Genomic DNA, 24,460 nt, shown 5'->3' with positions numbered 1-24,460 from the left:
AGGCCCATTCGGCAAAACCACGGAAAGGGAGATGGCATGAAGTTCCGCACTTTCGCCGCCTTTGTTGGCCCATCCATCTTCCTGATGCTGCTCTTCATTGCGGCGCCGTTGGTCAGCGTCTTCACGCAGAGTTTCTACCTGACGCAGCCGGTCGTCGAACTGGTGACCGAAGAGGTCTGCACGCCAGGTTTTCTGCAACAAACCTGCACCACCGAAACCCGCAGCCAACCGGTTTTGGATGACAATGGTCGGGTGGTTCGCGAAACGACGTTTGTCGGGCTGCAAAGCTATCGCAACGTCTTGGAACCCGAACGTGCCTGGGCGGCAGTCTCCAACTTCGATATCGGTGGGCTGCTCGCCATCGACTTTTGGAAGGCGCTGCGCTTCACGCTCACCTTCACATTGATCACGCTGCCCCTGGTGATCGGCGTCGGGCTGGCGATTGCGCTAGCCGTCAACAATGCCGCCAAGGCGGTCCGCGGCCCGGTGATCTTCGTTTCCCTGCTACCCTTCATCATCACGCCTGTGATTGGTGCGCTATCCATTCGCTGGCTCTTCGTCGGTGACGGCATCCTGACCCGCGGGCTTGAATGGTATCTGGAGCGCGACATCGCGATGTTCGCACAAGGCTGGACCATCGAGATTTTGATGCTGTTCTATCGCGTCTGGCACGTCGCGCCGTTTGCATTTGTGATCTTCTATGCCGGCCTTCAGACGGTGAACTCCGACACAGTGGAGGCGGCGATCATTGATGGCGCGTCGCGTTGGCAGCGGCTCTGGTACATCATCGTGCCGCATCTGATGCCGCTGATCGTTTTCGTTGCGCTGATCCACTTGATGGATGCCTACCGGGTATTTGAGGAGATCGTCGGCTTTTCCTCGCAGGCCCATGTCATTTCGCTGCAATGGCTGACTTACGACTTCCTGCAGCCAGATGATTCCGGCAACCGGGCCGTCTCGCGCGCCTCTGCATCGGCCATGTTGACGATGATCGGCATCGTCATCCTGCTCATCCCTCTGCTGCGCAAAACCTGGCGCGATCACCGGGGGACCCGCTAGATGTCCGGCCCCAAGGCATTGCGCCAACCTCTCGCCCTGCGTGTCGCGTCTGGCAGTTTCTTGGCCTTTTGGTGTTTGCTCGCGGCGTTTCCGATCTTCTGGATCGCGGTGATGAGCTTCAAGGCGCCGGTGGATGCGTTCGCCGGCAATCCTCTGGACGTCATTTTGGGCCCGATGACCCGCGCTGCTGGCCAGGGTCTGACGGTGATCGATATTGTCGTCGGCATCGCAGCGCTTTACGCCGCGTTTCAAGTGGCCGTACGGGCGTTGCCAAGGTTCGTTGCCATCGACGCGCCATGGAGCAACCCGGTCCTTCGCTGGGTGCTCGCCAGCGCGGCGTTCGCTATTGGTTTTGTGCTGGTTTTCTTCGGCCTGCTGCCGCCAATCCTCGGTGCTATCAATGGGGCGCTCGGACTTGAGCCGGTCATAGGTCTGACCACCGTTCACTACCAAGCCGTCTGGGTGGAGAACGAGTTTTGGCGAAATTTCGTCAACTCTCTCATCGTTACAGTCGGTGTGGTGACGATCTCGCTGACCGTCGGCACGCTCGCCGGATATGCGTTGGCACGCTCAGGATCCCAGCTGGCGTTCTGGATCCTGATCATCGCGCTCATATTCCGCGCCTTGCCGCATTCGGTGCTTGTTGCAGGTTATTTGCCGGTCTTCGTGAACTCGGCAGCCATCCTGGAACCGATTCTTGGCGAGAACGCACCCACCCTTTACGGCCAGCCCCTGGCGGTGATTGCGGTGTTGGTTTCCATCAACCAACCCTTCACGATTTGGATGCTGCGATCGTTCTTCATGAGCATCCCGGCCGAGCTGGACGAGGCGGCCCGTGTTGACGGCTGCACACATTTCCAGGCGTTTCGTTGGGTCATCATGCCTGTTATGTGGCCGGGCGTGATCACCACCGGCTTGTTCTCGTTCTTGCTCGCCTACAATGATTTCCTGGTGACATCGCTGCTGCTTGACCAGTCCAACCAGACAATGGTGCCGGCTATCGCTGGATACTTTAACCGAGAAACCACCACGACTGATCAGGTGGAGGCTGTGGCAGCAGCCGTTTCGATCACCGCCCCACTGTTTCTTCTGGTTATGATCTTCCAGCGTCAGATCGTTTCTGGCCTCACGGCAGGAGCGGTCAAAGGATGAGCGCAACAGCAGAGTGGTCGTTGCTTGCAACGGAGCAGAGCGTCGAGAAATGAGTTCCAACGCTCGCCATGGCGCAATGCGTCGCCACCCAGCCCTCAATCGCATGCCCCGCGACTTCATAAGGCGTTGAGACACCGCATCTCATCACTTCAATTCCTTATGAGGGCAAAGCATGACAGGTTCGCGACCTGAGCACGCGGCATTAAGCCGTGATACCGACTTATCCAAAACAGATGAAACACGCCGTGTTATCGAGGCCATGGTTGATGGTCTCAATGACCATCGCATCGACGACATGGGTGACTTTTTCGCCGAGTCTTTCCGTTGGATGGGCAATTTCGGCTGCGGCACCAAGAACGGTCTAAAAGCCTTTCAGGCCAACTGGCAAAGGCCGTTTCAAGCGGCTTTCTCCGACAAGGTCTGTATCGACGAAGCCCGTTTGTTCATGGGCGAGTGGGCCGCCGCGTTCGGTCGCCAAGAGGCGACTCATTCCGGCACATTCATGGGCATTGCACCGACCGGCAAACGCATCACGATCCGTTACATGGATTTCTGGAAGGTCGAGGACGGGCGCATCACCGACAATTGGGTGATGGTCGATTTTCCCGATGTCCTTTCTCAACTTGGCGTCGATGTCTTTGGCGGCGAAGGGTGGGAAGCCTTTGATCGTGGTGAGCGTGAACCGCCCAAACCGCAAGCATCGGAGGCAGCATGATGGATGCACCTACACGCCACAAGGCCTTGCTCGCGCCCTATCGCGCCGCCCTCTACGACTATGACGAAAACACATTGCTGGCGGTAATGGATGATCTGTTCTGTATCAATGTGGATGCCAATTTCAGCCATCCGATAGGCAGCCTTGTGGGCCCGGCGGCCATGTTTGTCGGCACCTTTGCGCCGCTTGCCAACGCTTTCCCCGATTTCGAACGCCGTGACACCATCGTGATGGCCGGGCGTACGCCCGAAGGGCAGCATTGGGTCGGGTGTGGTGGCTATTACGCCGGCACGTTCCAACGACCCTTTCTGGATATTCCACCAACCGGTCACATGGCAGCGATACGCTTTCATGAATTTTTTCGATTTGAAGAGGGCAGGGTGGTGGAAATTCAGGCGCTCTGGGATATCCCTGAGCTGATGATGCAGGCTGGCGCCTGGCCGATGCAGCCAAGCCTTGGCCGCGAGTGGCAAGTTCCGGCTCCGGCAACCCAGGATGGCTTGATTTCAGGGCCTTATGATGAGGTGACGAGCCGCGCCACCTGCCAGCATATCATTGACATGCTGCAGGCGATGAAACGCCACCCGTCGCAGGGCGGTCCAGAGGTCATGGAGATGGACCGATTTTGGCATGAGAAGATGAGCTGGTACGGCCCGAGCGGTATCGGGACGGGCAGGGGGTATGAAGGCTTCCGCAACTGGCATCAGATCCCGTTCTTGGCCGGTATGCCCGATCGCGGCCAATATGTGGACGAGATCACCTACCACTTCTTTGGCGATCGCAATTACGCAGCCGTAACCGGCTGGCCGAACATGATCCAAACCATCAGTCATGATGGTTGGCTTGGCATTCCACCCATCAACAAGCGCATCACCATGCGATCACTTGATTTTTGGCGGCTGGAAAACCGCAAAATTCGGGAAAACTGGGTGATGGTCGACCTGCTCGACATGTACAATCAAATCGGGGTCGATGTGCTGGCGCGCATGCGCGACTTCAACAAATCAAAACAAGGCTTTGAACCGTTCACCGGGCGAGCCATCGCAGGAGCGTTTGCATGAAGGGTTTCAGCCAGCGATGGAAGGACTTTCCCGACTACATTTTGGGCATCACCAAGGAAATCTGGGAAGATCGCGGCATCGCGACGCTCGAACACTATTATGCCGATGATGTCATCGTGCGTATGCCGTCGGGCATCTCAGTCGGCAATCGCGGCTCGATCAATTCCACCATGGCGGTGCTCGCCGAACTACCGGATCGGCAACTGCTTGGCGAGGACGTTATCTGGTCAGGTAGCGCTGAAACCGGCGATCTCTTGTCCTCGCACCGGCTGATGTCGACAGCGACGCACAGCCGCGACGGTGTTTACGGTAAGGCAACCGGCAAGCAGCTTCGCTACCGGATCATTGCCGACTGCGCGGCGGCGGATGATGCGATTTTTGACGAGTGGTTGATCCGCGACAATGGCGCCATTGCCCGCCAGGTCGGCTGGGATGTTGCAGCCTTTGCCCGCCATCAAATCGAGACGGAAGGTGGGCTCGATTACGCTTCGCGGCCTTTCACGCCCTCAGCTGACAAACCCGGGCGCTACAAGGGCACCGGCAATGATCATGAGGTTGGCGCACGCTATGCCGACAACCTGCAGCGCCTTATGCGGGCTGACTTTGCCTCCATTCGCGACACGTATGATCGCGCCTGCCAGATCGACATGCCCGGCTACCGGACCGACCATGGCTGGCAGGCTGTGGATGCGTTCTGGCTCAGCCTGCGCGCTGCCTTTCCCGATGCAACGTTCGATATCCACCATCAGATTGGCATGGACAATGCTGATGGGTTTCCGCAGCGCGCGGCTATTCGCTGGTCATTGACGGGAAAGCATGCCGGCCATGGCGCCTTCGGTGCACCGTCTGGCGCCGAGGTCCACATTATGGGCGCAAGCCATGCCGAATTTGGCCCATGGGGGCTGCGCCGAGAGTTCGTTCTTTTTGATGAAGTTGCGATCTGGAAACAGATCCTATTGGCCACAGGATAACCAATGACCCCAGAGGAAATGGAATCGCGCATCGTGCGCTACGGCGAACTGAGGCCCTGCAAGACGGCCTTTATTGATGCCCACACGCCGGGGTCGGATCAGAAAGAGAATTTCACGATCATTGGTGGCGGCGTATCGGAGTCGCCCGATCAGCATGTGCACATTGCGATCCCACACGGCTTCAACATCGGCGCAGCGGGGCAACCGCCCAAGTGCCGCAACTCGCTGCACTCCCACCGCACAGCTGAAGTGTTCTTTGTGTTGTCTGGGCGCTGGCGATTCTTCTGGGGACGTTGGGGCACCGCCGGGGAGGTCATCCTTGAAGAAGGCGATATCTTCAACATCCCGACGGGCATCTTTCGCGGTTTTGAAAATATCGGCACGGACTATGGGATGATCATGGCCATCCTGGGCGGCGATGATGCCGGCGGCGGCGTCATCTGGGCGCCACAGGTGATCGAAGAGGCGACTGGCCATGGGTTGGTTCTGTCCGAGGAAGGCAAACTCTACGACACCAAAAAAGCCGAACACTTACCCGACGGAGTGAAGCCAATGCCGCTGCTCACCGAAGCGGAGCTGAATGCCTATCCGGAACCTGTGACGGCTGACGTCGTCCCACGCTATGTGGCCCGCCATTGGGACATGGTGGCGCTGGCGGATCGAACACCAGCCAAGGTCATCGGCGAGCACGGCATGCTGCGAGATAAGCCAGGATTCGAGATGGATTTCATCACTCGGGCCTCCGCCAGCGAGGCCATGCATAGCCATGACAGGCCGTCGGTCCTGATGCCGGTGAAAGGCCATTGGCGTGTCGACTGGGAGGGCGGCACGACGGTTCTCGCGCCCGGCGACACGATGAGCGTGCCGGAAAATGTGATGCATCGCGCGATGCCGTCGATGACCGGCGAGGCTGCGCTTTACCACGTCGTCGCCACCAACGACCCTGCCGGGCCAACGTGGAATGGCTGACGATACCGTTTCATCGGAACTGGCCGCCACGCACGACCGAACCGGCGAGGTCTATGAAGAGCACGCCGCAGCCTATGATGCCCACCGCGCCAAACGGCTGTTCGAAAAACCGTGGCTTGACAGGTTTCTGGCGAAACTGCCGAACGGCGCGGATGTCCTCGACCTTGGCTGCGGGACCGGTGACCCAATTGACCGGTATCTGCTGTCACAAGGGTGTCAGGTGATCGGTCTTGATGGTGCGCAAGCGATGCTGGACATCGCCCAGCGAACCTTTCCTCAAGCGACGTGGCTGCACGGCGACATGCGGCAGCTTGATCTTGGTCGCCAATTCGACGGCGTTCTATCGTGGGATGGGTTCTTTCATCTGTCTCGGCAGGAGCAATCAGCCGCGCTTCCAATCATCGCCGACCATGTTTGTGAAGGCGGGGCGCTGCTGCTGACCATCGGCCACGAAGACGGCGAAGTGACCGGGACAGTGGAAGGCGTGACCGTCTATCACGCGAGCCTTGCAATCGATGCCTACCAGACGCTCCTCGAAGCTTCGGGATTTCAATCTGTTGAGTACGTTCTGGAAGACCCGGACTGCGACTTCCACTCCGTCATCCTCGCAGGCAACAAACAGACCGCCAATTAAGGAAACGCATCATGCCCGTCCTATCCACCCATGTCGGCTCGCTGCCGCGCAGCCAAAAGGTTGTTGATTTCATCTTCGCCCGCGAGCGCAAGGAAGACTTCGATCAAGTCGCCTTCGATGCGGCGATGGCCGAACATGTGATGGAAGACGTACGCCGTCAGGCCGAAGCAGGAATTGACATCGTCTCCGACGGTGAGACCTCCAAGATCAGTTACGCGACCTATGTGAAAGATCGCTATTCGGGCTTTGATGGCGACAGCCCACGCAACGCGCCGGCGGACCTGAAACTGTTTCCAGATTTTCTCAAGCGCCTGGCCGATAGCGACGGCACGCCCAAATACGCGCGGCCAATGTGTGTCGGTGAGGTACAATCACTAGGGCAGGGTGAGCTGGAAAGGGATATCGCGAACTTGAAAGCGGCAATGGACATGTATGGCGTCGAACGCGGCTTCATGAATGCAGCTTCACCAGGTGTTATCTCGCTCTTTTTGCCAAACGATTTCTATCCCAACCGCGAGGCCTATCTGGCAGCGCTCGCCGAAGCGATGCGCGACGAATACCGCACGATTGTCGATGCTGGCCTTGACCTACAGTTGGACTGTCCGGACCTCGCGTTATCGCGACACATGCTGTTCAACGACCTGTCCGACGATGAGTTCGTGAAAGTTGCGCAGCAGAACGTTGACGCCCTCAATCAGGCTCTTGAAGGCATCCCAGCAGACAAGGTGCGCGTGCACATTTGCTGGGGCAATTATGAGGGACCGCATGTCTGCGACATCAGCATGGCCAAGATGTTCGACACGCTGATGAGCACGCGGGCACGTTACGTTCTTTTCGAAACCTCCAATCCGCGCCATGGCCACGAATGGACGGTGTTTGCCGATCGCAAGGCCGACATCCCAGACGACAAGGTGTTGGTACCCGGCGTCGTCGATACGACCACCAACTTCGTCGAGCATCCCGACTTGGTGACCCAGCGCTTGCAGAGGTTTGTCGATCTTGTCGGCTCTGATCGCGTGATCGCCGGGTCGGATTGCGGGTTTGGTACCTTTGCCGGTTTCGGCGCGGTGGATCCTGAAATCGCCTGGGCCAAGCTTACGACGTTGTCGGAAGGGGCAAAGAACGTCAGCTAGCCGGTGCTCACATCACCGCGCCGAGCTGCCAGGGCACGAATTCTGCGCCGCCAAACCCTTGCCGTTCGCTTTTGGTCTTTTCGCCCGATGCCACGCTGACAAGGTTACGCAGGATGTCCTCGCCCTTTTCCTTCAAACTGACGCCGTCGGAAAGCACATCGCCGCAATTGATGTCCATATCATCGGCCATGCGCTCATACATCGGCGTATTGGTTGCCAGTTTGATGCAAGGGGTCGGGATGTAACCGGACACAGACCCGCGCCCCGTGGTGAAGGCCACCAAATTGGCGCCGGACGCGATCTGACCTGTGACCGAACACGGATCGTAGCCTGGCGAATCCATATAAACGAAGCCATGCGTCGTTATCGGTTCGGCATATTTGTAGACATCGACCAGCGGTGCAGCACCGCCTTTGGCGACAGCGCCCAGCGACTTTTCCAGGATCGTCGTCAGCCCGCCGCGTTTGTTGCCGGGCGAGGGGTTGTTGTCGAGCTTGCCGCCATGCATCGACGTGTAGCGTTCCCACCAATGCACACGCTCCATCAGCTTGTCGGCAACTTCCGGGGACACCGCACGGTGTGTCAGCAAATGTTCGGCGCCATAGATTTCCGGCGTTTCGGACAGAATAGACGTGCCGCCTGCTTTAACCAGCAGATCAGACGCATAGCCGAGCGACGGGTTGGCCGTGATGCCCGAATAGCCGTCCGATCCACCACATTGCAGGCCAAGCGTCAGGTGCGACAGCGGCGCGGGCGCGCGCTCGACGGCATTGGCGACTTCTGCCAGTTCGCGCAACAGGCTGACGCCGCGCTCAACCGTCTTGGCGGTGCCGCCCGATTGTTGGATGGTCATGTAGCGAAAGGCACCATCGGCCCTTGGCCGCCCTTTGCCGATCAGATCGCTAACCTGCATGACCTCGCAACCAAGGCCAACCAGCAAAATTCCGCCGAAATTGGGATGCTGAGCATAACCAGACAATGTGCGGAACAGCGTGTCGTAGCCTTCATCGTCGGCGGCCATACCGCAGCCGGTCCCGTGAACGATCGGTGCAATGCCATCAACATTGGGAAACGCATCAAGCAGGCCGCTTTTTTCGGCCGCCTCGGCGATGAAACGTGCCACCGACCCCGAACAGTTCACCGAGGTCACGATACCCAGATAGTTGCGCGTCCCGACACGTCCGTCTGCACGATGATAGCCCATGAACGTCATCGGAAGATCGGCTGAGGTATCGACCGAAAAAGCGTCAGTACGATCGGCCTCCAACCGAACCGCACCATCGTTGGCTTGATCGCCCATGGCCAAGTTATGGCTGTGTACATGCTCGCCCACGGCAATGGGAACGCTGGCGCGCCCGATCATTTGGCCATAACGGATCACGGGATCGCCGACCGTATGGTGTTGGCGCGCGATTTTGTGGCCTTGCGCGATACGATCGACCGTGACGAGGTCCAGAGCCTCAAGGCGCACACCCGCACCGATGTCTTCGGTTGCCACCGCAACGGTATCATTGGGATTGAGCAAGAGTGCCCGGCGGTCAGCACCGGGCGAGGCATCACTGTTCTTGGACACGCAGGGAAAACCTCTTCAAACGGGCCGATGATGCCCCAAACCTAGGCGCATCGTCGCCTTGCGGTGCATCCGCCGTTCCAACATGATGGGCCGCGTGGCAAGCAACCGGCAATCAGTTGACAGCCCTTGTCGCACGACTAACATGCTAACATGCTACAGCTGGATCGGGCGACGGTGCAAGACCAAACACGACCTTCACAAACCGATCCCGACGCCGTTGAACCGGTCCGTGTGAGCCGGACACAGGCAACCGTCGGCACGCCGCCGAACCTTGCTAGTCTTGATGATTTCCCCGGAACGCTTGCGCAGAAAACTTACGGCTCGCTGAAGAAGGCCATCCTCTCGCTTCAGCTCAAACCGGGCGAAGTTCTTCGAAAACCTGAAATCTGCCAACAGTTGGGAGTATCTCGCTCACCTGTCGCTGAAGCGCTGGCGCGCCTGGCGGTCGAAGGTCTGGTCGATGTCGTGCCGCAGGCGGGAACCTTTGTCGCGCGTTTTTCTATCGACGAGATTCGCGAAGGCGCGTTTCTGCGCGAAGCGCTGGAGCTGGCAACCGTCGAACTGCTCGCCACTACGATCACCGATGATCAACTGGTGCAACTAAGGCGGAACCTGCGCATTCAGGCGGCTCTGGTTGGAGATGGTGATTTTCCAGGTTTCTACCAAATGGACGGCCAGATGCATGAGCTGATGATGTCGTTCACCGGCTTCAAACGTCTGCCGCAAATTGCCGAAACCAGTTGGGTGCATGTCGATAGGGCCCGGCAGTTGATCTTGCCGCAGCCGGGGCGTGTGCAGGCGACGCTGAAAGAACATGAGGCGATCTTGGATGCGTTGGAGAAGCGCGATCCCGACGCCGCGCGGATCGCCACACGGCATCATTTGCGCCAGTTGGTTGCCTTGCTGGAGCCAATGATGCGTTACAAACCGGAGCTCTTCGTGAGCCTATGAACCGTGACCTGGCCAACACGCCGCGTTATGCCGCGCGCCTCAACGCGTTCAAGATTGGCCTGCCCGGCAAGCCAAACGCCGAGGACATGCTGCGACGTGCGGCAAGCGTCGACGGGCTGAACGCCGCTGATCTTAATTACCCGGATCATTTCGAACACCACACCGCGCGCGAAATGAGGGCGGTGATGGATGGTTGCGGCATGGCGCTCAACGGTTTGGCGATGCGCTATTACACCGATCCTGGTTTTCGCCTCGGCGCGTTCACCCATCCTGACAAAGACGTGCGCCAAGCAGCCATCGACATCACGAAAAAGGGTCTGGATACGCTTGCTGAAATGGGCGGCACCTTGATGACGCTATGGATGGGACAGGACGGGTTCGACTACGCATTTCAAGGAAACTACCAGCAAATGTGGGACGACACGATCGCGGCCATCCAAGCTGTCTGCGATCATAATCCCGCGCTCGATATTGCCATTGAATACAAGCCCAACGAACCGCGCGCTTATGCGTTGATGCCGGATATCGGCACGACGCTTTTGGCCATAAAAGAGGCCGAGCGCGCCAATCTTGGCGTCACGCTCGATTTTGCCCATGTGCTCTATGCCGACGAGATGCCGGCCCATACAGCGCATCTGATCGCCCGCCATTCGCGGCTGCTTGGCGTGCATCTCAATGACGGCTACGGCAAGCGCGACGACGGTTTGATGGTCGGATCGGTTCATCCGTTCCAGACGCTGGAGCTTTTCGTCGAGCTGGCGCGCCAAGGATATGCCGGCACGATCTACTTCGACACGTTTCCCGATCATGGCGGCCTTGACCCCTGCGCCGAGGCTGCGACCAACATCGCGATGGCCGACAAGCTGCGGGCAGTGGCCGCTGATCTGGTCCTTGACGAGAGACTGTCGGACGCCATTGGCAAGCAAGATGCAACGGCAAGCTTGCGCATCGTGTCAGATGCCTTGTTCGGCGGCCCATGAGTATTCTGGTTGTCGGCGCGATCCACCATGACGTCATAGTCGATGCACCGCGTCTGCCACGCATCGATGAAACCCTGACAGGAAGCGCCGTTCGGTATGCGTTCGGTGGCAAGGGCGGCAATCAGGCCGTTGCAGCAGGCCGCCTCGGCAAGGCGCTGAACATCCCGGTCGCCATGGCGGCCTCTGTTGGCGCCGATCCGCCAGGCGACGCAGCGCTCCAGACTCTGCACCAAGCTGGCGTTTCAACCGACCTGGTTCAGCGTGTTGAAACACCGACTGGCATGAGCGTTGCCATCAGTCTTCCGGACGGAGGCTATGGCGCGGTCATTGTGTCGGCCTCAAACTTGGAGCTGGATGCATCGGCGATCGCGATGGCGTCTGGTACGCAATGGGTCGTGCTGCAGAATGAGTTGCCATCACCGGTCAACGAGGCTGTGGCTGCGCAAGCCAAACGGGTGGGCGCGCGTGTTCTCTTGAACGCTGCCCCAGCCCGGCCACTGGCTGGTGGCCTCGCAGACCAGCTCGATCTCCTGGTCGTCAACCGCGTCGAGGCGGCGGACATGCTGAGCCTTGACCCTGACACGCTCGATGGCAAGGCTGCCACGCTCCAACTCGCCGCTCTGTATGGCTGCGCCATCATCGTAACGCTCGGTGATCAAGGGCTTTGGATGATCGATCTGGATACGACCGAGCATGTGCTGGCTTTTGCCGTGCCAGTTATCTCCACCCATGGGGCAGGGGACGCCTTTATCGGTGCGTTGAGCGTTGCCCTCTGCAACGGACAATCACTTGTCGAGGCCGCCCGTTTCGCTTCTGCCGCGGCAGCGCTACACGTATCGACGGAGGTGGATGCCCGCGCATCCCTCACCCATGACGCCATCCAGGCGTTCGCTCAGACGTTCAAGCACTAAAACGCTTATCACCCTTGCACCGGCGCATCTTGGCGCATCAAACCGTCAGCTTTCAGATCCGCCCATAAAGCGGCGGGGATCTCAGCTTGCGCCGCTGTGACGTTCGACTCCATCTCGGCCAATCCCTGGCCGCCGGGGATCACCGACACGGTTGTCGGGTGGCGCAGCGGGAATTGGAAGGCAGCATCTACCAGGCGCACGCTGTGGCGTTCGCAGACAGCCTCGATGCGGGCAACTCGATCGAGCACCTCCTGGGGCGCCGGGTCATAATTATAAAACGCACCGGGTTTCGGTCCCGTAGCAAGCACGCCAGAATTGTAGGGACCCCCGATCACCAACCCAATGCCGCGCGCCTCGGCCAGCGGAAGGAACGTCTCCAACGCCTCCTGCTCCAAAAGCGTGTAACGGCCGGCCAGCAAGAAAAGGTCGAAATCCCCTTGCTCGGTGAGCGTCTGGCAAGACTGCCATTCATTAACGCCGCCACCGAACGCCTTGATCACGCCTTGCTCGCGCATTTCCGAAAGCGCCTTGTAACCGCCATCGTTCATCAGCTCGGAGATCTTGGCATCGAGCGCTTCCTGGCTGCCATGGTTGAAGATGTCGAGGTCATGGGCAAACAGAATGTCGATCCGATCGATCCCCAGCCTTTCTAACGAAAACTCCACCGAGCGCATCACGCCATCATAGGTGTAGTCGTAGATTTCGTTGCGCGAAGGCACGTCGAACCATTTGTCCAGGCCGTCGCGTTTATCCGGCGTTGTGACCGTAAAATAGCGACCAATCTTGGTCGAAAGCACATAAGAATCGCGCGGCTTGCCGCGCAGAAAATGATTGAGCCGCGTCTCTGACAGGCCGAGCCCATACAGCGGCGCGGTATCAAAGTAGCGCACACCCGCGTCCCAGGCGGCATCCAGCACTTGGTGGGCTTCTTCGTCGGAAATCGCCTTATAAAGATTGCCAAGCGGCGCCGTGCCAAAGCCAAGCTCGGTAAAGGTCAGCCCGCCATTGCCGAGCCGATCCCAGTGGCGCGTTTTCAAGGGTGTGGTTGATTGCATCGAAGCCTCCCGCGTTGCTAACATGCTAGTATAAACAGTGTGCAACGCCTACCGCGATTTGACGGTTATGGCGTGAGAAATGGAGTTGCAATGGATCGGTTTGTTCAGGCGTTTGGGACGGAAAAACCGATCATTGCGATGGTCCATCTTGGCGCCTTGCCGGGTACGCCCCTCTTTGATGCCGAGGGGGGTCTGACCAAGCTTCTCGATGATGCGCGCAAAGACCTTCAGGCGCTTCAGAGCGCCGGGTTTGATGCCATCATGTTCGGCAATGAGAACGACCGCCCGTACGCCTTCGACGTTGATCCGGCGTCAACAGCAACGATGGCGGCGATCATTGGCGCGCTGAAGCCGGACATCACGCTGCCCTTTGGTGTCAACGTCCTCTGGGACCCCATGGCCACCGTCGCGCTTGCCGCTGCGACCGGAGCAGCTTTCTGCCGAGAAATCTTCACCGGGACCTATGCCAGTGACATGGGCGTCTGGGCGCCGGACGCCGGCAAAGCGCTGCGCTATCGCGATTCCTTGAGCCGCAACGATTTGCTGATGCTCTACAACGTGTCAGCCGAGTTCGCCGATAGCTTGGATCGCCGACCGCTACCGGATCGCGCCCGCAGCGCCGTCTTTTCCTCCATCCCCGACGCGGTGTTGGTTTCCGGCCAGATCACCGGCGAGGCAGCCAAGATGGAAGATCTGGAAGATGTGAAAGCGGCGTTGCCTGACACGCCCGTGCTCGCAAACACGGGCGTCAAACACGAGACGGTTGGTGATGTGTTGGCGATCGCCGATGGATGTGTCGTCGGCTCGGCTCTGAAAGTCGATGGGCACACCTGGAATGCCGTCGATCCGGACCGCGCCAGTGACTTTATGGACCGGGTGCGGGCGGCGCGCGCATGACGATCGCCGATGATCTTGAAGCGTTGATGCTCATCCCAGGCCTGTCGGGCCATGAAGAACGCGTTGCCAAAGCCATTCGTGCACGGCTCGACGCCATTGGGCTTGCGCATCGCACAGACCGTCTGGGCAATATCATCGCGACCCAGGAGGGGGATCCGTCCGCGCCATCGGTGATGCTGTTCAGCCACATGGATCAATTGGGCTTTGTCGTCCGCAAGGTTACCGATGATGGATTCATGAAGGTCGAGCGCCTTGGCGGCGTTCCCGAGCGTGCGCTGGCCGCCCAGCCGGTTCTGCTCTGCGTCGGTGAAGGCAGGGACGTGCCTGGTGTGATTGCCAACAAGGCGCACCACGCCACGGCACCTGAGGAGAAGTATCAGGTCGTCCGCGCACCGGACCTTGTGATTGACGCTGGCTTTGCAAGCAAAGCGGAGGCCGAACAGGCCGGCGTCAGAATCGGCACGCCGGTGGTCTATCGACCACGTGTTGAGCGCGCTGGCGAGCATCGGATCGTCGGCACCAGCGTGGACGACCGGGCCGGCTGCGCGGTGCAACTGGCCGTCGCCGACTCATTGGCCAAGCGCTCCGGCGGCCCAACGGTTCACCTGGTGTTTTCGGTGCAGGAAGAGTTCAATCTGCGTGGGGCCGTCGTCGCTGCGCAGACTTTGAAACCGGATATTGCCATCCAGATCGACCTGATGTTGGCCACGGATACGCCCGATATGGCTGACCGAGGCGAGATGCACCTGGGCGGCGGACCGGGGATGAGCCTTTATTCGTTCCACGGGCGCGGCACGCTGAATGGCGTCATTCCGCATCCGGCGATGGTGCGCTTGATGGAAAAGACCGCAGAAGAGCAGGGCATCCCGCTGCAGCGCTCGGCGCAGGTCGGCGTATTGACCGACCTGTCTTACGTTCAATTGGTCGGCCAGGGTGTAGCGAGCATCGATGTCGGATTCCCGATGCGGTACTCCCATTCGGCCAATGAGTTGTGCGATCTGCGTGACCTGAACGCGTTGGCCAACCTCCTTTCCAACGCCATCGCCGCCATCGGCCCTGACTTTTCCTTATCAAGAGAAATCGCATGACGACCTACTCGCTGGGTGTCGATATTGGCACGTTTGAATCCAAAGGCGTCTTGGTCGATGAGTCAGGAGCTATTGTCGCGCAGGCTGCCCGTCCGCACCAGATGATCGTGCCGCAGGCGGGTTGGGCGGAGCATCGTCCCGATGAGGATTGGTGGGGCGATTTCGTTCACATCACCAAGGCGCTTCTCGCCGGAAGCGGGGTCGATCCGAAGGCCATCAAAGCTGTGGCAACGTCGGCAATAGGTCCCTGCATGTTGCCGGTTGATGCCGACGGTGCGCCGCTGATGAATGGCGTGCTTTACGGCGTCGATACGCGGGCGGCCAAGGAGATCGACGACCTTAACGCAGAGCTTGGCGAAGATGCCATTCTTGAGCATTCCGGCAACGCGCTGACCTCGCAGGCCGTCGGGCCCAAAATCCTATGGTTCAAGCGTAATCATCCCGAGCTCTGGGCAAAGACCCACAAGATCCTGACCGCGACGAGCTATCTGACGTTCAAGCTGACCGACCGCTTTGTCATCGATCACTACACGGCGCCCAACTCCGCCCCGCTTTATGACATCAAGGCCCAAACTTGGTCGGACGCGCTGGGGTCGGCCATCTGCTCACTGGACATGATGCCGGAGTTGATGTGGTCCACCGAGATCGCCGGGACTGTAACCGCCAAAGCAGCCGCCGAAACCGGGCTGGCGGAAGGCACGCCAGTCACCTGCGGCACCATTGATGCAGCCGCCGAGGCGGTCAGTGTTGGAACGCTCGACGCTGGCGACATGATGATGATGTACGGCTCGACCATCTTCATCATCACGGTGACGGAGAGCCAGCTTTCCGACCCGCGCCTGTGGCACGCGCCCTGGCTGTTCGAGGGTGAGTATGCGGCAATGGCTGGCTTGGCGACATCCGGGACACTGACGCATTGGTTCCGCGATCAGTTTGCTAAGGAGCTCTCAAAGGAAGAGGCCTTTCCGGTCCTCGCCGCGGAAGCTGCGAATTCTCCGCCAGGTGCGAAAGGCTTGCTTTGCCTGCCTTATTTCTCAGGTGAGCGCACGCCTATTCATGATCCGATGGCAAAGGGTGCTGTCTTTGGGCTCGATCTGACGCACACAAGGGGTGATCTCTATCGGGCTGTGATCGAAGGCATCGCCATGGGCACGCGGCACGTCACCGAGACGTATGCCGAAGCCGGTCAGGTGCCAAAACGTTTGCTGGCCGTCGGCGGCGGCACCAAGAACGAACTGTGGCTTCAAGCGACGTCTGACCTTACCGGCCTTGATCAAATTGTGTGCTCGGTGACCACTGGCGCCAGCTATGGCAATGCGTTTTTGGCGCGCCTGGCACTTGGCGAGGTGACAAAAGACGATCTGCCAAGCTGGAATCCGGCCGCGCGCACGGTCAAAGCGGGACGCCATGAAGCTTATGAAGCCCAATACCCGTTGTTCAAGGCGCTGTACGAACAGACCAAGGACATCGCCCATCGTTTGGGTGACAAGGCGTGACGGATATTGCACCCGCGCTCGACGAATTGCGGCGCGCAATCGAGTCCGTCGATCCGGCGGCAAAAAGCGCATTCATTGACCGCATAGTTGCCGCCAGGGGCCATCATCTGATGGGCTATGGTTGCGGACGCGAAGCGATCCAACTGCGCGGCTTTATCATGCGTCTCCACCATCTTGGGCTCAATGTCTCGATGCAGGGCGACATGACCGCACTGCCGCTTGGACCCGAAGATTTGCTGTTGGTGACGGCGGGTCCTGGCGATCTCTCAACGGTTCGCGCCTTGATGGAGCAAGCGCGCAACGCGGGTGCTGATCGTTTGCTCATTACAGCCGTCGGCGACGCGCCGCTTGCTGATCATGCAACGCAGACGCTTGTCCTTCCAACAACGACTATGGCCAATGACCAAACCTTACAGCCAGTGCTACCAATGGGGTCGCTGTTTGAAGGCGCATTGTTTCTGCTTTTCGAGTTGATGGTCCTCGAATTGCGGGAGTGCCTCGGCGAAACGGCCGAGACCATGCGCGCACGCCACACCAACATGGAGTAGGGCGTTACCTCCCTTACTTCACTGCCCCAGCGGCCATGCCTTTTATGATGAAGCGCTCCAAGGCAACGCCGATCACGATCAGCGGCAGGATCGCTGCAAACGAGAGCGCCGCCATCGACCACCAACTGATCCCCTGAGAGCCGGTCTGGCTCGCCACCATAACGGGCAGTGTGTTGGCATGCGTTGAGGTTAGCAAAGCGGCGAAGAAATACTCGTTCCAGGTGAGCACCAACGACAGAATGAAAGCCGCGACCATGCCGGGCAGGGCTATCGGCAGGATGATGGTGCCAAAGGCGCGCCATATCGACAGACCATCGACCAGCGCCGCCTCTTCCAGTTCTGTTGGAATGCCGGCGAACTGATCGCGCATGATCCAAATGACGATCGGCAGAACGGTCAGCGTGTAAAGCAGGATGAGCCCGATGCGGGTGTCGAGCAGATCGAGCTCGCGATAAAGCACGAGAAAGGGCAGGGCTAGGACAACCGGCGGTAGGATGAGCTGCGACAGGAAGAAGAACGAGATGTCCTGATTGCGCATGAACCCGAATTTGAACGAGAACCGCGACAGGCCGTACGCGGCCAGACTGCCAAGCACCACCGCGAGCGTCGAGGCCGACAGCGATGTGATCATCGAGTTGAAAAAGCGCTGCATGAACTGTTCGCGCACGGTGGACTCCGCGCCAATCGTTTCAGGCGACAGGCCGAGCGAGCGCCAACCGAGCCAGGCCGGGCGATAATCGACCCAGGGGATCATGTTCCCGCGCATCACGTCTGGAGCCATTTTGAAGCTTGTCGTGATCGTCCAGTAAATCGGGAAAAGGCAGACGATCGTCCAGACGATCAAAATTCCGTAGATGACGAGTTTCGAAGTGAACCACCGTGCCCGGTGGGCAAGGTCGGTATCGCTGTCATGAAAGATCTGCTGCTCCGCCATCTCTGATCCCTAATAACGCGGCCGCATCCAGCGGTCGGCAAGCTTCATCAGGATCGTCATCACAATCACAATAAGCACCAGATAGACCATCGCCAGCATGGTTCCGTAGCCGACATTGGAGCGGTCGCGATACTCACGGAAGATGAAGCTGGTGACCGAGTCCGTCGCCCCGCCGGGGCCGCCTGCCGTGACATTGATGATGATATCGGCAAGCTTCAGCTTGAAAATGATGCGGATGAGAATGGCCGTGATCGAAACCGGCAGCATCAACGGGAATGTGACCTCCCAAAAACCGCGCCAACCTGAGGCGCCGTCCACCTTGGCGGCCTCTTGCACTTCCTTGGGGATCGCCTGAAGACCGGCCAAAATCATGATCATCATGAACGGAATGAACGTCCACGCATCCATGATCATGATGGTGAGGCGGGCAAGCTCCGGGTTGCCGAAGAACGATACATTTTCGACGCCAATCTCGCGCAGGAATCTGGAGATTGGGCCAAAACGAACTTCCAGCATCGATTTGCCGATCATCCAGCTGACCGCAACCGGCGACAGCATCAGCGGCAGCAGAAACGCCACGCGGAAAAATTTCCGCGCCTTAATCTGACTGTTGAGCAACAGGGCAAGACCGAACGCGATGGCGTACTCGACCAGAATGGCCAGCGTATACCAGACCATGTTGGTGAGCGCGTTCCAGTAGAACGGGTCGTTCCACATCTGACGGACATTGTCCCAACCGTTGAACTGCCGGCCATCGGGCGAAGAGAGGTTCCAGTCCGAAAACGCAATCACCAGCCCGAAGAGCAGCGGAAAGACCACCATCGAGATGACGAAAAGCGTCGCCGGCAACACGAACAAGACGCGTTTGCCTTGTTCGCCGCGCACGAGCACCTGGCCGGCGCACAGGCAAATTGCCCATAGAACATAGGCATAGAGCGTTGGCCGCCAGCTCTCAAAGCTTGGGTCAATTTGACCGGTTGCACCGAGAGTCTGAAAGGCCGCAACGGCAATCAGGAGCCCCAAGGACCCCCACATGATAAATCGGCCGAACGCGCTGCGTTGAGCCGATATATCATCATTGGTGACAACGTGAAGAAGATCGCCTTGGGCGGCCACCGGCACTCATCCCTTGCAGGCCCGAAGGGGCAAAAGAGGCGGATCGACGGGCACACGTTTCGTCATCACGTGTGCCCGCCAAGCCCGCAAGTTGGCCGCTAAAGGCCGAGGGAGGCTCGGTAGAGCGCGATTTGGCTTTCGCGCCCGATCTGATCGGTGATCCGCTCCCAGGCCGCGGCGATGGCATCCGCCGTTTCCTGAGCCGATCCGTACTCGCCAGCAAAGCCTTTTGCCAGCTCGTCTTCGGCCACCGAGTAGTACTGGAAGATCCCCGGGATCCGGGGCTCAATGGCCGCATTCGGGTGATTGTAGCTATCAAGGTTGGAACCAAGATAGTCCTCCACAAATGGACGGTCATACCCGGCCGCTTCCCACTCATCGAACTGGAAATGTGAGTTGCGGTAAGGCTGGAAGCCCGATGGGTAAGCCGACGCCCAGAGCGACAGATCCTTGCCACCCAGATGCGCAGCCGCCGACCAGGCAGCCTTGCGCTTCAGATCATCGCCTTCCACGCGGTTGGTCACATAAATGCCCCAGCCGATATAGGCGTTGTTCGGCGAGACGTTCGGCGTGTCTTCCCAAGCGCCGGCCACCGAGTTGTAGACCCGTGAGGTCCCGGGGTTGATGTCGAAGCCGACCACATCACCGACGACGGACGAGTCCGATGTGCGTGCATTCGAGCCCACATCGCCCCACCAGTTGAGCATCGCACCGGTTCCAGCCAGGAACTGCTGGAAGGCCGTCGTGCCGGGATCGGCATTGATCTGATCAGCCGGATAGGCACCCGGCGTTGCGATAAGATCCATGACATCCTGAATGGCCTGCACCCAGCCAGGATTGTTGACGCGTGGCGCCATGGTTTCTGGATCGAACAGCCAAGCCGGATCATCGGGATGCTTCACGTACGGCGCGGCACGGTTTTCCAGGAAGTAGAATCCGAAGCCGCCCCAACCCTTCAGCGGGTCGAGATAACCGTGGGCGTCTAGGCCGGTCAGTGGATCAGTTTTGCCGGCCAGGAACTTGGAGTGCGCGTTGACCATCTCCCAGGTCGTTGGCTGTTCCCACGCGCTGTCATTGCCGGCGTCGGCCCAAGCCTGCGCCAGTTCCTCGCTCTCATAGTAGTCGGTGCGGAAAGCGAAGGTGTGGCAGTCGCCATCGATGGAGACGCGGTAGGTCTTGCCATCCCAGGTGCCGACTGGCGCTTTGAGATAGTCCACATAGTCATCCATATCGATGAGCTCTGCGACCCAATCGGGCATCTCGTTGAGAAGGCCGCGACCGGCGGTGTCACCTTCGAATGGGGCGCCCATCTCGATAATATCAAAATCAACGGTGCCGGTGGCAATCGATTGCTGCAGGCGGGCGTTGTAGTCGGCTTGCGCAAGATCGATCCAATTGATTGTCGCGCCTGTGTACTCTTCCCAGGAGCGCAAGAAACCACGGAACAAGAAGTTGTGGAGGTTCTGGTTGTTGAGACCCATAAAGGTCAGCTCAACGCCTTCGAACTCGCCTTCGGCAACGACTTCGCGGGTCGGCCCAAGGCAAAGCTCGCCAACGCGCTGCCAATCAGCATCCGTGGGAGAGCCCATGCCGACGCCTGGGATGCGCAAAATTTCGGCGCGAACATCCGACTGCGCAAAAGACCTGGCTGGCTTCAAAACGCCGCCTGCGCCAGTGAACGCAGCAGCCCCGGCCAAGGCGGTGGAACCCTGAAGGAAGCGTCGCCGCGTCAGACCGCTTTTCACGGCATAGTTGTAAAGATCCACTTTCATTGAGGTTCCTCCCATCATGTGGCCGGGCAGTATCGCTCCAACCAACCGGATGCCCGTTTTTGGGCTTATCTGGCGCCGGGTATGCGGCCCAAGAAGACCGTGAAAACTGCGCCAATTTCTTTGCGCAAAAACGCCCGGCGAAACACCCGACTGCGCCCTTACGTTGAGGACTGTCTCAACGTTAAGGACCCAAGTCAAGCCGCTAACATGTTAGCATGTTGAGAATGGACAGAGCGCAGCGCTTCGGCTAGGTCTTGCCAAAAGACGTACGGGGCAACCGTACCATGTCTTGCTTGCCGCAAAGCGGGCGGGACGAAGGCTGGGAGTACGCAGAACCATGGCAGAAGTCACCGTCCGCGAGGTGCGCAAAAGCTACGGACCGGTTGAGGTTCTCCATGGCATTGACGTCGATATCGACGATGGCCAGTTCGTCGTTCTGGTTGGTCCGTCAGGTTGCGGAAAATCGACTCTTTTGCGCATGATCGCGGGCTTAGAAAGCATCACCGGCGGCACCATTCAAATCGGTGAGCGGGTGATCAACAATCTGCCGCCGGCCAAGCGCGACATCGCGATGGTGTTCCAAAACTACGCGCTCTATCCACACAAAACCGTTTCGGCAAACATGGGCTTTGCGCTCAAAATGCAGGACATGCCGAGGGCGGAAATCAGTGAGCGCGTCAACCGCGCAGCCGATATTCTCGGGCTTCAACCCTACCTGAAACGCTATCCACGCGAGCTATCGGGTGGCCAGCGTCAGCGCGTTGCGATGGGTCGGGCGATTGTGCGCAATCCGCAGGTCTTTCTTTTTGATGAGCCGCTCTCCAATCTCGATGCCAAGCTTCGCGTCCAGATGCGCTCTGAAATTCGTGAGTTGCACCAACGCCTGAGCACAACAACCGTTTACGTCACGCATGACCAGATCGAGGCCATGACCATGGCCGACAAGATCGTGGTGATGCGCGATGGCCATGTCGAACAGGCCGGCGCGCCCCTGGACCTCTATGACCGCCCCGCCAACACGTTCGTGGCCAGTTTCATTGGGTCGCCGTCGATGAATCTCATCGATGGCACAATTGAAGGCACAGAGTTCACCGCTGAAGGCATTCGTTTTAACCTTGGCCAAGCAGCAAACGGGCACAGCGGCAAAGCGGTGGCGGTGGGCCTGCGCCCAGAGCATCTGACACCTGCCGATCAGGGGTTTCAGGCGACCATTGCCGTTGTGGAACCTACGGGCTCGGAAATCCATCTTGTATCGCGGGTCGGTGACCGGGATATCGTCAGCGTTGTGCGCGAGCGCCAACCCTTTTCGGTCGGCCAGACGGTTACTCTCAAACCAGATGTCAGCCAGGTGCACCTTTTCGATGCGCAGACCGGAGCGCGGCTGTGACGGCCAAGACCGTTCTCTGCTTCGGCGACAGCAACACGCACGGCACGATGCCAATGGCGTCCTTCGGCGACAAGGGCCGGTTCCCGTTCGAAAGCCGTTGGACGTCGATTATGGCTGGCGCGCTTGGTCCGGGGTGGCACGTGCTTGCCGAAGGGCATCCAGGACGAACAACGGCGCACGACGACCCCCTCGAAGGCGCGCACAAGAACGCCCAGCGCTCGTTGCTTGCTCTGCTCGAAAGCCACCGACCGATCGATCTCATTGTCATCATGCTCGGGACCAATGATCTGAAATCGCGCTTTCAGGTAACGCCCACCGAGATCACACTTGGTGTTGAAACACTGGTTCAAGTTGTGCGTGCCAGCGGATGTGGTCCGAACAAAACGGCGCCTGACTTGCTGGTGGTCGCACCACCGCCGCTGACCGACTCAGGCGTCCTGATGGAGTTCTTTCAGGGCGGCGTGGAGAAGTCGCAAAAGTTCGCACAAAGCTTTGCTGCCATGGGCGAACGCGCCGGCGTGGCGGTTTGGGACGCCGGAAGCGTCTGTTCCATGTCGCAGATTGACGGTATTCATTTGGATGAAGAAGGCCATAGAGCCTTGGGCCTTGCGCTGGCAGACCAGATTCGCCAGCTGGGCCACTAGCGAAAAGGAGGAAGCGCCATGCTCAAGGGAATCGATCCGCGCCTCAATGCCGAGGTGCTCTATACGCTCGCTGCAATGGGCCATGGCGACACGCTGATCATCTCGGACACCAACTTTCCCGCAGACTCCATAGCCCGGCAAACCGTTGTCGGTGACCTGCTACGTATCGGCAATGTGACGGCGGGCGAGGCGGTTGAAGCGGTGCTCTCCGTTTTTCCGCTCGATACCTTTGTCGATGATTTTGCCGGCCGGATGGAAATCGTCGGTGAACCGGACACCATACCACCTGTTCAAGACGAGGTTCAGGCTGCCATCGATGCGGCCGAAGGAAATCACCGCCCGATGGTGAGCATTGAGCGCTTCGCCTTTTATGACATGGCCAAAGAGGCCTACGCTGTCATCCAAACCGGTGAGCGGCGGTTCTACGGCTGCTTTATGCTGCGCAAGGGTGTGATCCCACCTGAAGCCTAGGAGCGCATGATGGCCGATGTTGTTATTCTCGGTGTGTTCGTTGCCGATACTGCCTATCGCGCGCCGCGCCAGCCAAAAATGGGTGAGACGATCCTGGGCGAGAGCTTTGCACTTGGCCCTGGCGGAAAAGGCTCCAATCAGGCCGTCGCCGCCGCAATGGCTGCGGGCGACGGCGACGTGTCGGCGCACTTCATCACCAAGCTTGGCGAGGATCCATTTGCCGATATGGCGCTTGCGACCTGGCAGGAGGCTGGCGTTAAACCGGCCATCAGCCAGCACGCCGACAGCTACACCGGCGCTGCCTACATCTTTGTGGAATCCGGCACCGGCAACAACGCCATCATCGTTTCGCCGGGCGTAGCCCGCACGATAAGCCCGACGGACATCGATGCACGGGGCGATCTCATAGGGTCCGCGAGCGTTTTTGTGACGCAATTGGAACAGCCGATGGAGGCTGCGGTCCGCGCGCTTCAAATCGCCAAAGAAGGTGGCGCCCGCACCGTGCTCAATCCCGCACCGGCTGATACCTTGCCGGACGGCATGTTGGCGCTTTGCGACTTCGTGACACCCAATGAATCCGAAGCCGAGGCCTTGGTTGGTCGCCCTGTGGTGTCCGTCGATGATGCGCGTGCGGCGGCCAAGCTTCTGCGCGACCAGGGTGCTGGCGCGGCCATCATCACGCTCGGCGAACAGGGCGCACTCTATGACGACGGAAGCGTCAGCGAACACGTTCCAGCCTTCAACGCCGGCCCAGTCGTAGAAACAACCGGGGCAGGGGATGCCTTCAACGGAGGCTTTGCAGTTGCCATTGCTGAAGGCGGCGAACCGGTCGAGGCAGTACGCTTTGGTTGTGCGACCGCAAGCCTTTCGGTGACGCGCGCAGGCACCGCGCCCTCCATGCCCACGCGGGCCGAAATTGATGAACTGTTGAGCTCAGCATAGG

At 59.3% G+C, this 24,460-nt stretch carries 24 protein-coding genes; 19 read left to right on the top strand and 5 right to left on the bottom strand.

From position 1 onward, the window contains the following. Positions 1-36 precede the first annotated feature (36 nt). From JJ917_04855 to JJ917_04820, 8 genes are all read left to right on the top strand, one after another. Complete coding sequence (locus tag JJ917_04855; GenBank protein ID MBO6698144.1) at positions 37-1,059, top strand: sugar ABC transporter permease; 1,023 nt, start codon at positions 37-39, stop codon at positions 1,057-1,059. A 174-nt stretch (positions 1,060-1,233) separates the two neighbouring features. Then, positions 1,234-2,211 (top strand): carbohydrate ABC transporter permease, encoded by a 978-nt coding sequence (locus JJ917_04850; protein MBO6698143.1) that lies wholly within the window; start codon positions 1,234-1,236, stop codon positions 2,209-2,211. Positions 2,212-2,383: 172 nt separating this feature from the next. Further along, the gene (locus JJ917_04845; GenBank protein MBO6698142.1) at positions 2,384-2,926 is read left to right on the top strand and encodes an ester cyclase; all 543 of its coding nucleotides are present in this window, start codon (positions 2,384-2,386) and stop codon (positions 2,924-2,926) included. After that, positions 2,923-3,987, top strand: a complete 1,065-nt coding sequence (locus tag JJ917_04840) for an ester cyclase (GenBank protein MBO6698141.1) — start codon at positions 2,923-2,925, stop codon at positions 3,985-3,987. Before JJ917_04845 ends, JJ917_04840 begins: the two co-directional genes overlap by 4 nt. Further along, positions 3,984-4,958, top strand: coding sequence for a nuclear transport factor 2 family protein (locus JJ917_04835; protein ID MBO6698140.1), 975 nt, complete (start codon positions 3,984-3,986; stop codon positions 4,956-4,958). The genes JJ917_04840 and JJ917_04835 overlap by 4 nt, the downstream gene beginning before the upstream one ends. Positions 4,959-4,961: 3 nt before the next feature. Next, complete coding sequence (locus tag JJ917_04830; protein MBO6698139.1) at positions 4,962-5,927, top strand: cupin domain-containing protein; 966 nt, start codon at positions 4,962-4,964, stop codon at positions 5,925-5,927. After that, positions 5,920-6,561 carry a class I SAM-dependent methyltransferase gene (locus JJ917_04825; protein ID MBO6698138.1) on the top strand — a complete coding sequence of 214 codons (642 nt, stop codon included), beginning with the start codon at positions 5,920-5,922 and terminating at the stop codon, positions 6,559-6,561. The genes JJ917_04830 and JJ917_04825 overlap by 8 nt, the downstream gene beginning before the upstream one ends. Before the next feature lie 8 nt (positions 6,562-6,569). After that, positions 6,570-7,694 carry a cobalamin-independent methionine synthase II family protein gene (locus JJ917_04820; protein ID MBO6698137.1) on the top strand — a complete coding sequence of 375 codons (1,125 nt, stop codon included), beginning with the start codon at positions 6,570-6,572 and terminating at the stop codon, positions 7,692-7,694. Positions 7,695-7,701: 7 nt separating this feature from the next. Here JJ917_04820 and JJ917_04815 read toward each other — a convergent pair whose 3' ends face one another. Next, on the bottom strand, positions 7,702-9,267 hold the full coding sequence (locus JJ917_04815) for an altronate dehydratase (protein MBO6698136.1): 1,566 nt from the start codon (positions 9,265-9,267) through the stop codon (positions 7,702-7,704). 150 nt (positions 9,268-9,417) lie between these two features. Between JJ917_04815 and JJ917_04810 the strand changes: the two genes are divergently transcribed. The 3 genes from JJ917_04810 to JJ917_04800 are packed head-to-tail and all read left to right on the top strand — an operon-like array spanning position 9,418 to position 12,109. Further along, positions 9,418-10,218, top strand: a complete 801-nt coding sequence (locus JJ917_04810; GenBank protein MBO6698135.1) for a GntR family transcriptional regulator — start codon at positions 9,418-9,420, stop codon at positions 10,216-10,218. Continuing rightward, the gene (locus JJ917_04805; GenBank protein MBO6698134.1) at positions 10,215-11,198 is read left to right on the top strand and encodes a TIM barrel protein; all 984 of its coding nucleotides are present in this window, start codon (positions 10,215-10,217) and stop codon (positions 11,196-11,198) included. The genes JJ917_04810 and JJ917_04805 overlap by 4 nt, the downstream gene beginning before the upstream one ends. Beyond that, the gene (locus JJ917_04800) at positions 11,195-12,109 is read left to right on the top strand and encodes a bifunctional hydroxymethylpyrimidine kinase/phosphomethylpyrimidine kinase (protein MBO6698133.1); all 915 of its coding nucleotides are present in this window, start codon (positions 11,195-11,197) and stop codon (positions 12,107-12,109) included. Before JJ917_04805 ends, JJ917_04800 begins: the two co-directional genes overlap by 4 nt. 8 nt (positions 12,110-12,117) lie before the next feature. Here the strand turns inward: JJ917_04800 and JJ917_04795 are convergent, their stop codons facing one another. Then, entirely contained in the window at positions 12,118-13,146 is a 1,029-nt protein-coding gene (locus JJ917_04795; GenBank protein MBO6698132.1) for an aldo/keto reductase, read from the bottom strand. Positions 13,147-13,254: 108 nt separating this feature from the next. Here JJ917_04795 and JJ917_04790 point away from each other — a divergent pair, with 108 nt between their 5' ends. The 4 genes from JJ917_04790 to JJ917_04775 are packed head-to-tail and all read left to right on the top strand — an operon-like array spanning position 13,255 to position 17,193. Beyond that, positions 13,255-14,061 (top strand): BtpA/SgcQ family protein, encoded by an 807-nt coding sequence (locus tag JJ917_04790; protein ID MBO6698131.1) that lies wholly within the window; start codon positions 13,255-13,257, stop codon positions 14,059-14,061. After that, positions 14,058-15,149, top strand: coding sequence for a M42 family metallopeptidase (locus JJ917_04785; protein MBO6698130.1), 1,092 nt, complete (start codon positions 14,058-14,060; stop codon positions 15,147-15,149). The genes JJ917_04790 and JJ917_04785 overlap by 4 nt, the downstream gene beginning before the upstream one ends. Next, positions 15,146-16,645 (top strand): FGGY-family carbohydrate kinase, encoded by a 1,500-nt coding sequence (locus tag JJ917_04780; protein ID MBO6698129.1) that lies wholly within the window; start codon positions 15,146-15,148, stop codon positions 16,643-16,645. Before JJ917_04785 ends, JJ917_04780 begins: the two co-directional genes overlap by 4 nt. Beyond that, on the top strand, positions 16,642-17,193 hold the full coding sequence (locus JJ917_04775) for a 6-phospho-3-hexuloisomerase (protein ID MBO6698128.1): 552 nt from the start codon (positions 16,642-16,644) through the stop codon (positions 17,191-17,193). Before JJ917_04780 ends, JJ917_04775 begins: the two co-directional genes overlap by 4 nt. 13 nt (positions 17,194-17,206) lie before the next feature. Here the strand turns inward: JJ917_04775 and JJ917_04770 are convergent, their stop codons facing one another. The 3 genes from JJ917_04770 to JJ917_04760 all read right to left on the bottom strand — a co-directional run bounded on the left by JJ917_04770 (position 17,207) and on the right by JJ917_04760 (position 21,015). Further along, complete coding sequence (locus JJ917_04770; protein MBO6698127.1) at positions 17,207-18,127, bottom strand: carbohydrate ABC transporter permease; 921 nt, start codon at positions 18,125-18,127, stop codon at positions 17,207-17,209. 9 nt (positions 18,128-18,136) lie between these two features. After that, positions 18,137-19,162, bottom strand: a complete 1,026-nt coding sequence (locus JJ917_04765) for a sugar ABC transporter permease (GenBank protein MBO6698126.1) — start codon at positions 19,160-19,162, stop codon at positions 18,137-18,139. Positions 19,163-19,341: 179 nt separating this feature from the next. Further along, the gene (locus tag JJ917_04760; GenBank protein ID MBO6698125.1) at positions 19,342-21,015 is read right to left on the bottom strand and encodes an extracellular solute-binding protein; all 1,674 of its coding nucleotides are present in this window, start codon (positions 21,013-21,015) and stop codon (positions 19,342-19,344) included. Between the two features lie 337 nt (positions 21,016-21,352). On the opposite strand from JJ917_04760, the gene ugpC reads away from it, so the two are divergent. The 4 genes from ugpC to JJ917_04740 are packed head-to-tail and all read left to right on the top strand — an operon-like array spanning position 21,353 to position 24,459. After that, a complete protein-coding gene (ugpC, locus tag JJ917_04755; protein ID MBO6698124.1) occupies positions 21,353-22,402 on the top strand; it encodes a sn-glycerol-3-phosphate ABC transporter ATP-binding protein UgpC in 1,050 nt (349 codons plus the stop codon). Then, positions 22,399-23,046 carry an SGNH/GDSL hydrolase family protein gene (locus tag JJ917_04750; GenBank protein ID MBO6698123.1) on the top strand — a complete coding sequence of 216 codons (648 nt, stop codon included), beginning with the start codon at positions 22,399-22,401 and terminating at the stop codon, positions 23,044-23,046. The genes ugpC and JJ917_04750 overlap by 4 nt, the downstream gene beginning before the upstream one ends. 18 nt (positions 23,047-23,064) lie before the next feature. Continuing rightward, positions 23,065-23,517 (top strand): RbsD/FucU family protein, encoded by a 453-nt coding sequence (locus JJ917_04745; GenBank protein MBO6698122.1) that lies wholly within the window; start codon positions 23,065-23,067, stop codon positions 23,515-23,517. A gap of 9 nt (positions 23,518-23,526) precedes the next feature. Beyond that, complete coding sequence (locus tag JJ917_04740) at positions 23,527-24,459, top strand: ribokinase (protein MBO6698121.1); 933 nt, start codon at positions 23,527-23,529, stop codon at positions 24,457-24,459. The last annotated feature ends 1 nt before the right edge of the window (position 24,460 follow it).

This window comes from Hyphomicrobiales bacterium, from assembly GCA_017642935.1.
Classification (GTDB): Bacteria; Pseudomonadota; Alphaproteobacteria; order Rhizobiales; family MH13; genus MH13.
The sequence above is the reverse complement of the archived record's forward strand: the minus strand, read 5'-3'. Positions and strand labels throughout refer to the sequence as shown.